The sequence below is a fragment of the Streptomyces sp. NPDC037242 genome (genome assembly GCF_055604165.1).
On record NZ_JBVJUY010000050.1, the window covers coordinates 1 to 13,028 of the forward strand.

Sequence of the window (13,028 nt, forward strand, 5' to 3'; positions counted from 1 at the left end):
CGCCCGGTTTACATTCCGAACCCGGAAGCTAAGCCTTTCAGCGCCGATGGTACTGCAGGGGGGACCCTGTGGGAGAGTAGGACGCCGCCGAACAACCCGCCCTTTTAGCTCAGTCGGTAGAGCGTCTCCATGGTAAGGAGAAGGTCAACGGTTCGATTCCGTTAAAGGGCTCCATCAAAAAGGCCCCCGCCATCAGGCGGGGGCCTTTTTTTGTTTCTATTGGACCCGTGCCGCCGCCGCGTCGATGAAGGCGGTGACCGCCTCCTCGAACCGGGCCTCGATCGCTATGACCGCCTGGCGGTCAGCGGCATGGGAGATGGCCCCGAGGTGGGCCGATATCGCGGCCATCAGCGGGCGTAGGCCGGGGTCGTCAGTGATGAGGCGCAGACGGAAGGCGGCGGTTTCGGAGGCTGCTCCGAGGCGGTCGCTGTCCAGTTGGGCGGCCTGGAGCTCCTCACGCGTGTCCTGGTCCCGCAGGGCCCGCCGACGGCGGAACCACAGAGTGATCAGCCCGCGTTTGAGTTCGGTGACGGCTGCGGCGTACGTGCTGAAGGCTGCCAGCCGCTCCTGCCGGAGCCGTTCCTCCCGGTTCACCGCCTCGGCCCGTTCGGCAGTGCGCCGCTGGAACAGATATGTGCTCCAGGAGCCGATCAGCGTGCCGCCGACGGCGACCGCGCTGGTGAGAACAGCAAGAAGGATATTCACGCGCCGGAGTCGACCACACGATCAGCCGGAACAACAGGGGGCGGCCCTCGCGGGAGCGGCTCAGAGGTCAGTCGCCCGTGCGCTGCTCCGGTACGCGGAAGGCGAGGATCGCCATGTCGTCCGAAGCCGGTTCCGCGGCGAAGCGCTCCACCGCTCGCAGGACGCGGGAGGCCACGGCGCCCGCGGTGAGGCCCGTACAGGTGGTGAGGACCTCGGTGAGGCCGTCGTCGCCGAGCATGCGGGTGCCCTCGCGGCGTTCGGTGACGCCGTCCGTGACGCACAGCAGGACGTCGCCCGGTTCGAGGGTGAGGGTCTGCTCGTAGAGGTCCAGGTCGTCGAGCACGCCCAGCAGGGGCTGCGGGTCCGCCGCCGCGGTGACCTCGCCGTTCGGGCGCAGGCGCAGCGGGAGCGGGTGGCCGGCGCAGACGACCTTCATCAGGGCGCCGCCGTCGGGCTGGGGGTGGAGCTCGCCGTACAGGAGCGTGAGGAAGCGGCTGCGGGCACCCTCGTCGAGGATCGCGGCGTTGAGCCTCTCCAGTACCGCCGGGCCACCCAGGCCCTCACGGGCCAGGAGGCGCAGGGCGTGCCGGGCGAGGCCCGTGACGGCGGCCGCCTCGGGGCCCGTACCGCAGACGTCCCCGATGGCGAAGCCGTACGCGCCGTCGCGGATCGGGAAGACGTCGTAGAAGTCGCCGCCCACCTCGTTGCCCTCGCCGGCGGCGCGGTAGATGACCTCGACCTCCATGCCGGGGATGGCGGGGGAGCCGGGCGGCAGCAGGCTGCGCTGGAGCGAGCGGCTGATGGCGGTGCGCTCGGAGTAGAGGCGGGCGTTGTCCAGGGCGAGGGCCGCCCGGCGGGAGAGGTCCTCGGCCAGTTCGAGGATCTCCTGGCGGAAGTGCTCCTCGCTGGGCTTGCCGAGGGTGAGCATGCCGATCACGCGGTTGCGGGCGAGGAGGGGGAGGACCACCGTCTCGCCGCCGACCGCGAGGGCCGTCTCCGGCCAGGGGCGGGCCCCGGCCTCGCGGACCGGTTCGGGCGGACTGACACGGGAGAGCAGGGCCTTCAGGCCGTCGATGCGTTCCTCGTCCTCGTGCAGGACGTAGGAGAGGTACGGGTCGGAGGACTGGTCGGCGATCGTGTAGACGGCGCACCAGGTGGCCAAGGTCGGGACGGTCATCTGGGCCATGAGGGCCAGGGTCTGGTCCCGGTCGAGGGTGCCCGCGAGCAGGTCGGAGGCCTCGACGAGGAAGGAGAGGGAGCCGCGGCGCAGTCGTTCCAGCTCGCCGAGACGGGCGGACTCGACGGCGAGGGCGATGCGGTCGGCAGCGAACTGGAGGCGCAGGGCCTCGTCGTTGGAGTAGCGGCCGGGGACTTCGGCGGCGACGCCGAGGGAGCCGGTCAGGCGGCCTTCGACCTTGAGGGGGACGGTGACCACGGAGCGCATGCCGGTGGCCTCCAGGAGCGGGACGGCTCCGGGGACGGCGGCGAGGTCGTCGTGGACGGCGGGCATGCGGGCGGAGCCGTAGCGGTTGGTGCCGGCCTCGACGGGGACGCGGGCGAAGCGCTGGCGGGTGGAGGGCAGGCCGGTGGTGGCGCGGACCTCCAGCTCCGTCTCGTCGTCGGTGGCGAGGAGCAGGAAGGCGGCGTCGGCGTCGAGGAGGTCCCGGGCGCGTTCGACGGTGCGCTGGAGGAGGCCGTCGAGGTCGTCGGGGGCGGGGGAGCCGATGAAGATCTCGAAGGGGTCGACGGCGCGCGGCTCGGTGTGCTGGCCGTCGGTGGCCGGCACTCGTACGGGGGTCTGGAGCAGGGCTCGCTCGTCGTCATGGACGAGGAGGCAGACGGTGGAGGGTTCCCCGTGGGCATCGCGTACCCGGAGGTGTGACGCGTAAACGGGGATGACCCGGCCGTCGGCGCCGCGGATGCCGTAGCTGCCCTCCCAGCGGGACAGGCGCAGGGCTTCGGCGACGCCCGTGCCGGTGCCGGGGGTCTGGGGCCAGGCGGCGAGCTCGGCGAGGGGGCGGCCGACGGCCTTGGCTGCGGGGTGGCCGAAGATGATCTCGGCGTCCTCGTTCCAGGCGCTGACGCTGTCGGTGGCGTCGATCTGCAGGACGGCGACGCGTACCCGGCTGTCGGCGAGCGGCAGCAGCTGGTCGGGGACGACGGGGCCGGCGGAGCGGGTACCGACCGGACGGTCCGGGAGGTCGAGCCGGAACCACACGTGTTTGTGGGTGGCGGTGTACTCGACGCCCCAGCGGGTGGCGAGGGCCGCGCAGAGCATCAGCCCGCGGCCGTTCTCGCGGTCGGGATCGGCGTACGGGCGCTCGCCGGGGTGCTGGAGGGGGAGCTCGCGCTCGGGGTAGCGGTCGGCGACCTCGACGCGGACCCCGTCGCCGGAGCGCAGGCACAGGACCTCCGCGCGGGTGCCGGCGTGGACCACGGCGTTGGTGACCAGCTCGCTGGTGAGGACCACGGCGTCGTCGACGATGTCCGCGAAGCCCCAGCCCTGGAGCGTGTCGCGGACGAACGCGCGGGCAGCGGCGACGGAGCGCCCTAGGGGATCGAAACTGGCAGCCGCCCGTGCCGTGATCACGAGTCTCCTTCGACGCGGTTGGACATCGGGTGTCAGGTTACTTACCTTCGCGGTCGGCATGGTGCCGTCGTCGGGGATTCCACCCGCAGGGTGCGGCCGGTGTGCGATGGTGCCGAAGTGTTATGGCCGGGTTCGGCCAGGGTGAAACACTGGGCAGGCTTGAAGAGCTGGGCAGGAACACTCGATGTCCGGTGGAACAGTGGTCGACCCTTTCGGGAGGGACACGGTGGAGTCTGGCGCAGCGGTGCGGCGTACGGGAACGCGCCCGAAGGGCGGCCGGTCCCGGCGGAGCGGCACGACGGAAGTCGACGCGGCCGCTCTGAACCGGCTGCTCACGGCGCTGGTGTCGATGCGGGACGGGAACTTCCGCAAGCGGCTGACGGTGTCCGGCGAGGGCGTGATGGCGGAGATCGCCGCCGTCTACAACGAGGTCGCCGACCGCAATCTCCACCTGACCGGGGAACTGTCCCGGGTCCGGCGGATGGTGGGGCGCGAGGGCAAGCTGAGCGAACGGCTGGAAACGGGTGCCTGTGAGGGCTCCTGGGCGGCCGCGATCGATGCCTCGAACCAGCTCGTGGACGATCTGGCCCGGCCGGTGTCCGAGGTGGGCCGGGTGCTGTCGGCGGTGGCCGAGGGCGACCTGGACCAGCGGATGGACCTGCGGACGCAGACGGCGGACGGGGCAGGGCATCCGCTGCGCGGGGAGTTCCTGAAGGTCGGGCGGACGGTCAACAACCTGGTCGACCAGCTGTCGGCGTTCACCGACGAGGTGACGCGCGTGGCGCTGGAGGTGGGTACCGAGGGCAAGCTCGGCGGCCAGGCACAGGTGCGCGGAATGTCGGGTTCTTGGAAGGATCTGACCGACTCCGTCAACACGATGGCGTACCGGCTCACCGCTCAGGTGCGTGACATCGCTCTCGTCACGACGGCGGTGGCGAAGGGCGATCTGTCGCGCAAGGTCACGGTGCACGTGGCCGGCGAGATGCTCCAGCTGAAGAACACCGTCAACACGATGGTGGACCAGCTGTCCTCGTTCTCCTCCGAGGTGACCCGCGTCGCCCGCGAGGTGGGTACGGAGGGCGAGCTGGGCGGCCAGGCGAAGGTGCCCGGGGTCGCCGGTGTGTGGAAGGACCTCACCGACTCCGTCAACACGATGGCGGGCAACCTGACGGCGCAGGTGCGCGGGATCGCACAGGTCACGACGGCCGTTGCGAACGGTGACCTGTCGCAGAAGGTCAGGGTGAGCGCGCGCGGCGAGGTCGCACAGCTGGCCGAAACGATCAATCAGATGACGGAGACGCTGCGGACCTTCGCGGACGAGGTCACGCGCGTGGCCAGCGAGGTCGGGGCCAAGGGAACGCTCGGCGGCCAGGCGCAGGTGCCGGGGGCTGCGGGCACGTGGAAGGACCTCACCGATTCGGTGAACACGGTCTTCCGCAACCTGACCACGCAGGTGCGGGACATCGCGACGGTGACGACCGCCGTGGCCAACGGCGACCTGTCGCAGAAGGTCACCGTCAATGTGGCCGGCGAGATGCTGGAGCTGAAGAACACCGTCAACACGATGGTGGACCAGCTCCAGTCCTTCGGTGCGGAAGTGACGCGAGTGGCCCGTGAGGTCGGCGTCGAGGGTGAACTGGGCGGCCAGGCGCAGGTGCCGGGGGCCGCTGGTACGTGGAAGGACCTCACCGACTCGGTGAACACCGCCTTCCGCAACCTCACCGGGCAGGTGCGCAACATCGCGCAGGTGACGACGGCGGTCGCCAACGGCGATCTGTCGCAGAAGGTCACCGTGGACGTCTCGGGCGAGATGCTCCAGCTGAAGAACACCGTGAACACGATGGTGGACCAGCTGTCGTCCTTCGCCGACCAGGTCACGCGGATGGCCCGGGACGTGGGTACGGAGGGCCGGCTCGGCGGTCAGGCGCGGGTCGAGGGGGTCTCGGGCACCTGGAAGGAGCTCACCGACTCCGTCAACTTCATGGCCGGCAACCTGACCTCGCAGGTACGGCAGATCGCGCAGGTGACCACGGCGGTCGCGCGCGGTGACCTGTCGCAGAAGATCGACGTGGACGCGCGCGGCGAGATCCTGGAGCTGAAGAACACCATCAACACGATGGTGGACCAGCTCTCCGCCTTCGCGGAGCAGGTGACCCGGGTGGCCCGGGACGTGGGTACGGAGGGCCGCCTCGGCGGCCAGGCGCAGGTGCCCGGGGTGGCCGGGGTGTGGCGCGACCTGACGGACTCGGTGAACGGCATGGCCGGGAACCTGACCTCGCAGGTGCGCAACATCGCGCAGGTCGCGACGGCGGTGGCGCGCGGTGACCTGTCGCAGAAGATCGACGTGGACGCCCGGGGCGAGATCCTGGAGCTGAAGAACACCCTCAACACCATGGTCGACCAGCTCTCGAACTTCGCGGAGCAGGTCACCCGGGTGGCGCGCGAGGTGGGTACCGAGGGCATCCTCGGCGGCCAGGCGGAGGTGAAGGGTGTCTCGGGCACCTGGAAGGACCTCACCCAGTCCGTCAACTTCATGGCGAACAACCTGACTTCGCAGGTGCGCAACATCGCCGAGGTGACGACGGCGGTCGCGATGGGCGACCTCTCCAAGAAGATCACGGTCGACGCCAAGGGCGAGATCCTCGAACTGGTCACCACGGTCAACACGATGGTGGACCAGCTGTCCTCCTTCGCGGAGCAGGTGACGCGGGTGGCCCGCGAGGTGGGCTCCGAGGGGATCCTGGGCGGTCAGGCCCGGGTGCGCGGGGTCACGGGCATCTGGAAGGACCTGACCGACAACGTCAATCTGATGGCCAACAACCTGACCTCCCAGGTGCGCAACATCTCGCAGGTCTCGGCGGCCGTCGCCAACGGCGACCTGACGAAGAAGGTCACCGTCGAGGCGCGGGGCGAGGTCGCGCAGCTCGCGGACACCGTCAACACGATGGTGAAGACGCTGTCGTCCTTCGCCGACGAGGTCACGCGCGTGGCCCGCGAGGTGGGTACGGAGGGCCGCCTGGGCGGCCAGGCGCACGTGCCGGGGGTTTCCGGGACGTGGAAGGACCTCACCGACTCGGTGAACTTCATGGCCTCCAACCTCACCGGCCAGGTGCGGCAGATCGCCATGGTCACGACCGCCATCGCCAAGGGCGACATGACCAAGAAGATCGACATCGATGCGCGCGGGGAGATCCTGGAGCTCAAGACGACCATCAACACGATGGTCGACCAGCTGTCCTCCTTCGCCGACCAGGTGACCCGCGTGGCCCGCGAGGTGGGTACGGAGGGGATCCTGGGCGGTCAGGCCCGGGTGCGTGACGTCGACGGCACCTGGCGGGACCTGACGGAGTCCGTGAACGAGATGGCCGGGAACCTCACCCGGCAGGTGCGCGCCATCGCGGCCGTCGCGACGGCCGTGACCCGCGGCGATCTGAACCTCAAGATCGACGTGGACGCCGCGGGCGAGATCCAGGTCCTCCAGGACAACATCAACACGATGATCGCCAACCTGCGCGACACGACCCTGGCCAACAAGGAGCAGGACTGGCTCAAGGGCAACCTCGCCCGCATCTCGGCCCTGATGCAGGGCCGCCGAGAGCTCGACGACGTGGCCTCGCTGATCATGAGCGAGCTCACCCCGGTGGTCTCGGCGCAGCACGGCGCGTTCTTCCTGGCGCTGCCGGCCGGCGGGACCACCGAGATCGGGACGGAGGGGGGCGCGGACGGCGCGTACGAGCTGCGGATGCGCGGGAGCTACGCGTACGCCGGAGGCCAGATGCCCATCTCCTTCCGGCCGGGGGAGGGGCTGATCGGGACGGTCGCCGAGGAGAAGCGGACGATCCTCGTCGAGAACACCCCGCCCGGTTACCTCAGGATCTCCTCGGGGCTCGGGGAGGCGCCGCCGGCGCATGTGATCGTGCTGCCGGTGCTGTTCGAGGGGAAGGTGCTCGGCGTCATCGAGCTGGCTTCCTTCCAGCCGTTCACGCAGATCCAGAAGGACTTCCTCAGCCAGATCGCCGAGATGATCGGTACGAGCGTCAACACCATCTCCGTCAACTCCAAGACGGAGATGCTGCTCAAGCAGTCGCAAGAGATGACCGAGGAGCTGCGCGAGCGCTCCGACGAGCTGGAGAACCGGCAGAAGGCGCTCCAGGCCGCCAACGCGGAGCTGGAGGAGAAGGCCGAGCTGCTGGCCCAGCAGAACCGGGACATCGAGGTGAAGAACACCGAGATCGAGGAGGCCCGGCAGGTCCTGGAGGAGCGTGCCGAGCAGCTCGCGGTCTCGATGCGCTACAAGAGCGAGTTCCTGGCGAACATGTCGCACGAGCTGCGCACGCCGCTCAACTCGCTGCTGATCCTGGCCAAGCTGCTCGCGGACAACGCGGACGGGAACCTCTCGCCGAAGCAGGTGGAGTTCGCCGAGACCATCCACGGCGCGGGTTCCGACCTGCTCCAGCTGATCAACGACATCCTCGACCTGTCGAAGGTCGAGGCCGGGAAGATGGACGTCTCGCCGACGCGGATCGCGCTGGTGCAGCTCGTCGACTACGTGGAGGCCACCTTCCGGCCGCTGACGGCGGAGAAGGGCCTGGACTTCTCGGTACGGGTCTCCCCGGAGCTGCCGGCGACCCTGCACACGGACGAGCAGCGGCTGTTGCAGGTGCTGCGCAACCTGCTGTCGAACGCGGTGAAGTTCACCGACGGCGGGGCGGTGGAGCTGGTGATCCGGCCCGCCGGGGCCGATGTGCCGCAGGCGATCCGCGAACAGCTGCTGGAGGCCGGCTCGCTGCGCGAGGCGGACGCGGACCTGATCGCCTTCTCGGTGACGGACACCGGCATCGGGATCGCGGCGAGCAAGATGCTGGTGATCTTCGAGGCGTTCAAGCAGGCCGACGGCACCACCAGCCGCAAGTACGGCGGCACGGGCCTCGGGCTGTCGATCAGCCGGGAGATCGCCCGGCTGCTGGGCGGGGAGATCCACGCGGCGAGCGAGCCGGGCCGCGGGTCGACCTTCACGCTGTACTTGCCGCTGCACCCGAGCGAGCTGCCCCCGCAGGGGTACGCGCCGCCCACGCCGGGCGGCGGGCGCGGGGAGCTGTACCGCAGGCACGTCGAGGAGGCGCGGCCCGTGCTGCCTTCGGCCCCGGCCGCGGCCGAGCAGGGCCCGGCTGCCGTGCCGGTCGCCGACTCCCAGCCGGTGGCGCTGTCGCGGAGTGCGGAGCAGGGGCCGTCGGCGCTGTTCCGGCGGCGGCGCAAGGCGCTGAGCGAGCCGGTGCCGCGGGTGGAGGTGCCCGGGCAGCCGGAGGCGGAGGCCTGGGCGCTGGAGGACGTACTCCCGGTCGTACCGCGGACGTACGACTTCCACGGCGAGCGGGTACTGATCGTGGACGACGACGTGCGCAACGTCTTCGCGCTCACCAGCGTGCTGGAGCAGCACGGGCTGGCCGTTCTCTACGCGGAGAACGGGCGGGAGGGCATCGAGGTGCTGGAGCAGCACGACGACGTGGCGGTCGTGCTGATGGACATCATGATGCCGGAGATGGACGGCTACGCGACGACCTCGGCGATCCGGAGGATGCCGCAGTTCGAGGGGCTTCCGATCATCGCGCTGACGGCGAAGGCGATGAAGGGGGACCGGGAGAAGGCGATCGAGTCCGGCGCCTCGGACTACGTCACCAAGCCGGTCGATCCGGACTACCTACTGTCGGTCATGGAAGGGCATATGCGGGGTAAGTGATGACGGATCCGGCGGCACGTGGGGATGGTTGAGGGGCCACACAGGGAACCTTCTGCTCTCCCACCACGTTTCTGCTTCGTGCACAGTGACATCTTGGTGACAGGGTGTGGCGATCTCGGGACTGGGGCTACGATGACCGGCACAAGGGCGGACGGCGCAAGGATGCCGTCCTCTGGGGCGGGGCCCGGCGTACACGCCGGTGCCAGGAGCCGGGGAGGCCCCATGCCGGGGCGAGGAGGACAGGGCATGGTGCAGAAGGCCAAGATCCTCCTGGTCGACGACCGGCCGGAGAATCTGCTGGCGCTGGAGGCCATCCTCTCCGCGCTCGATCAGACACTGGTCCGGGCGTCGTCGGGGGAGGAAGCGCTCAAAGCGCTGCTGACGGACGATTTCGCGGTCATCCTGCTGGATGTGCAGATGCCGGGGATGGACGGGTTCGAGACGGCCGCGCACATCAAGCGGCGGGAACGCACCCGGGACATCCCGATCATCTTCCTCACCGCGATCAACCACGGTCCGCACCACACCTTCCGCGGTTACGCGGCGGGCGCGGTCGACTACATCTCCAAGCCCTTCGACCCGTGGGTGCTGCGGGCCAAGGTCTCGGTCTTCGTCGAGCTGTACACGAAGAACTGCCAGCTGCGGGAGCAGGCGGCGCTGCTGCGGCTCCAGCTGGAGGGCGGCGGCTCCAACGGCGACGGAAGCAAGGAGACGGCCGGACTGCTGGCCGAGCTCTCCGCGCGACTCGCGGCCGTCGAGGAGCAGGCCGAGGCGCTGACCAAGCAGCTCGGCGAGGACTCGGCCGACGGGGCCGTCGTGGCGACCGCGGCCCATCTGGAGCGCAAACTGACCGGACTGCGGCGGGCACTCGACGCCCTGGAGCCCGGGACCGGGGGCGCCGCACCGGTGCTGCCCGCCCAGGGCTAGGGAGTGTCCTCCCGATCCCTTCCGTACTTCTCCAGGCGTGCCCCCGGCTCCGGCTGGGGGCACGTCAGTTCTGGCGGTGCGTCAGCATCCGTCAAACCGCGGGCGGGCGGGGCGACACGAACGGGTGAAGGGGTGGGCACGCGTGTCCACCGGCGTGGACACCGGTAACCTCTGGCCCATGGCCTCAAGTACGTCCGGTAAGGGTTCCCAGAGCACCGCGGGCACCGCGAAGGCCCGCACCGGCCGTACTCCGGCGCCGGCGAAGAAGGCGGCTGCCGCGCGCAAGCCTCCCGCGAAGAAGGCCGCGGCCGCCAAGCGCGCCCCCGTCAAGAAGGTCGCGCCCAAGCCCGCGCCGTCCCCGACCAGCGGCGTGCTGCGGCTGGTGCGCGCCCTGTGGCTCGGCTGCGCGCACGCGGTCGGCATGGTGTTCCGCGGGGTCGGCCGGGGCGCGAAGAACCTCGATCCCGCCCACCGCAAGGACGGGGTCGCGCTGCTGCTGCTCGCCCTCGCGCTGATCGTCGCCGCCGGGACCTGGTCGAATCTGAACGGTCCGGTCGGGGATCTGGTCACCATGCTGGTCACCGGCGCCTTCGGACGCCTCGACCTGCTCGTGCCGATCCTGCTCGGCGTCATGGCGGTACGTTTCATCCGCCATCCCGAACAGGCCGACGCCAACGGCCGCATCGGCATCGGGCTCTCCGCGCTCGTCATCGGGGTCCTGGGCCTCGTGCACATCGCCTGCGGCGCCCCCGGGCGCGACGAGGGCACCACCGCCATGCAGAACGCGGGCGGGCTCATCGGCTGGGGCGCCTCCAAGCCGCTGATCTTCACCATGGGCGCGCCGCTGGCGGTGCCGATGCTGGTGCTGCTCACCGTCTTCGGGCTGCTGGTCGTCACCGCGACCCCGGTCAACGCCGTCCCGCAGAGGCTGCGAGGGCTGGGCATCCGGCTCGGGATCATCGCGCCGAACGAGTACGACGAGGGCTACGGGGACGACGCCGAGGGCGGTGGCGCCGAACGGCACGATCCGGAGCAGTGGCGGGCCCGTACGGGCTCCGGGGCCGGGGCGGGCAGCGGGGGCGGATCGGGGGAGCCCGAAGCCGCCGAGGAGGAGGCGCTCGCCCGGCGGCGGCGCCCGCGGCGGTCCTCGGCCCGGCCGGCCATGGACCGGGAGATGGACGCCATCGACGTGGCCGCGGCGGCGGCCGCCGCGCTGGACGGCGTGGTCTACGGCGGAATGCCGCCCTCCCCACTGGTGGCCGACCTCACGCACGGCATCTCCGCCGAGCGCGGCGGCGTCGAGATCACCGCTCCGGTGCCGCCCGCCCGCGAAGAGACCCCCAGAGCCCCCGCCGCCGCCGCGCCGGCCGCCGCCGAGCCGCCGCACGCCACCACCGCCGCGGCCTCCGGGACGCTGTCGGTGCCGGACCTGACCAAGGCTCCGCCGGAGACCCAGCCGCTGCCGCCCCGCGCCGAGCAGCTCCAGCTGCGCGGGGACATCACGTACGCCCTGCCCTCGCTGGACCTGCTGGAGCGCGGCGGGCCCGGGAAGACCCGTAGCGCCGCCAACGACGCGGTCGTCGCCTCGCTGACGAACGTCTTCACGGAGTTCAAGGTCGACGCGAAGGTCACCGGCTTCACCCGCGGCCCGACGGTCACCCGCTACGAGGTGGAGCTGGGCCCGGCGGTGAAGGTCGAGCGGATCACGGCGCTGGCGAAGAACATCGCCTACGCCGTCGCCTCCCCGGACGTGCGGATCATCAGCCCGATCCCGGGCAAGTCGGCCGTCGGCATCGAGATCCCGAACACCGACCGCGAGATGGTCAACCTGGGCGACGTCCTGCGCCTGGCGGACGCGGCAGAGGACGACCACCCGATGCTCGTCGCGCTCGGCAAGGACGTCGAGGGCGGCTACGTGATGGCCAACCTGGCGAAGATGCCGCACGTGCTGGTCGCCGGCGCCACCGGCTCCGGCAAGTCCTCCTGCATCAACTGCCTGATCACCTCGGTGATGGTCCGGGCGACCCCGGAGGACGTGCGGATGGTGCTGGTGGACCCCAAGCGGGTCGAGCTGACGGCGTACGAGGGCATTCCGCACCTGATCACGCCGATCATCACCAATCCGAAGCGGGCCGCCGAGGCCCTCCAGTGGGTCGTGCGCGAGATGGACCTGCGCTACGACGACCTGGCCGCCTTCGGGTACCGGCACATCGACGACTTCAACCAGGCGATCCGGGACGGCAAGATCAAACTGCCGCCGGGCAGCGAGCGCGAGCTCAGCCCGTACCCGTACCTGCTGGTGATCGTCGACGAGCTCGCCGACCTGATGATGGTGGCCCCGCGGGACGTGGAGGACTCCATCGTCCGCATCACCCAGCTGGCCCGCGCGGCCGGCATCCACCTCGTGCTGGCGACGCAGCGGCCCTCGGTGGACGTGGTGACCGGTCTGATCAAGGCGAACGTGCCCTCGCGGCTCGCCTTCGCCACCTCCTCGCTCGCCGACAGCCGGGTCATCCTCGACCAGCCGGGCGCCGAGAAGCTCATCGGGAAGGGTGACGGACTGTTCCTGCCGATGGGCGCGAACAAGCCCGTCCGCCTCCAGGGCGCCTTCGTCACCGAGGACGAGATCGCCGGGATCGTGCAGCACTGCAAGGACCAGATGGCGCCCGTCTTCCGGGACGACGTCACGGTCGGGCAGAAGCAGAAGAAGGAGATCGACGAGGAGATCGGCGACGACCTGGACCTGCTGTGCCAGGCGGCCGAGCTGGTGGTCTCGACGCAGTTCGGCTCGACCTCGATGCTCCAGCGCAAGCTGCGGGTGGGCTTCGCCAAGGCCGGGCGGCTCATGGACCTGATGGAGTCGCGGGGGATCGTCGGCCCGAGCGAGGGTTCGAAGGCGCGCGACGTCATGGTCAAGGCCGACGAGCTGGACGGTGTGCTCGCCGTCATCCGTGGGGAGACTCCGGGCTAGGGGGTGTCTGACGGATGTCCGCGGCGTCGCGACGCCGCGGACATCCGTCAGACAAAAAACAGAAAAGCAAAACCCCCCACCCCCCCCCCCCACGCACA

The 13,028-nt window shown here is 70.4% G+C and carries 5 protein-coding genes, 1 tRNA gene and 1 rRNA gene; 5 read left to right on the forward strand and 2 right to left on the reverse strand.

All coding sequences use genetic code 11. The annotated features are described in order from the left end of the window. A 5S ribosomal RNA gene (gene rrf / locus ACZ7GJ_RS36415) occupies positions 1-93 on the forward strand; the annotation flags it as partial. A gap of 5 nt (positions 94-98) precedes the next feature. Beyond that, a tRNA-Thr gene (locus tag ACZ7GJ_RS36420) sits at positions 99-174 on the forward strand. A gap of 42 nt (positions 175-216) precedes the next feature. Here ACZ7GJ_RS36420 and ACZ7GJ_RS36425 read toward each other — a convergent pair. Together ACZ7GJ_RS36425 and ACZ7GJ_RS36430 are read right to left on the reverse strand one after the other, a co-directional pair. Next, complete coding sequence (locus tag ACZ7GJ_RS36425; RefSeq protein ID WP_470758045.1) at positions 217-705, reverse strand: hypothetical protein; 489 nt, start codon at positions 703-705, stop codon at positions 217-219. 67 nt (positions 706-772) lie between these two features. Then, entirely contained in the window at positions 773-3,355 is a 2,583-nt protein-coding gene (locus tag ACZ7GJ_RS36430; protein WP_470758047.1) for a SpoIIE family protein phosphatase, read from the reverse strand. A gap of 166 nt (positions 3,356-3,521) precedes the next feature. Between ACZ7GJ_RS36430 and ACZ7GJ_RS36435 the strand changes: the two genes are divergently transcribed. From ACZ7GJ_RS36435 to ACZ7GJ_RS36445, 3 genes are all read left to right on the forward strand, one after another. After that, positions 3,522-9,032 carry a HAMP domain-containing protein gene (locus ACZ7GJ_RS36435; protein ID WP_470758049.1) on the forward strand — a complete coding sequence of 1,837 codons (5,511 nt, stop codon included), beginning with the start codon at positions 3,522-3,524 and terminating at the stop codon, positions 9,030-9,032. A gap of 246 nt (positions 9,033-9,278) precedes the next feature. Further along, positions 9,279-9,959: a response regulator gene (locus ACZ7GJ_RS36440; protein WP_365919797.1), complete on the forward strand. Its 681-nt coding sequence runs from the start codon at positions 9,279-9,281 to the stop codon at positions 9,957-9,959. Positions 9,960-10,137: 178 nt separating this feature from the next. Next, a complete protein-coding gene (locus tag ACZ7GJ_RS36445; protein ID WP_470758052.1) occupies positions 10,138-12,930 on the forward strand; it encodes an FtsK/SpoIIIE family DNA translocase in 2,793 nt (930 codons plus the stop codon). The last annotated feature ends 98 nt before the right edge of the window (positions 12,931-13,028 follow it).

Bases quoted from the DNA above. Each gene is read 5' to 3' on its own strand.
- ACZ7GJ_RS36430 (WP_470758047.1), bottom strand. From the start codon at position 3,355: ATGCCGACCGCGAAGGTAAGTAACCTGACACCCGATGTCCAACCGCGT.
- ACZ7GJ_RS36440 (WP_365919797.1), top strand. From the start codon at position 9,279: ATGGTGCAGAAGGCCAAGATCCTCCTGGTCGACGACCGGCCGGAGAAT.
- ACZ7GJ_RS36445 (WP_470758052.1), top strand. From the start codon at position 10,138: ATGGCCTCAAGTACGTCCGGTAAGGGTTCCCAGAGCACCGCGGGCACC.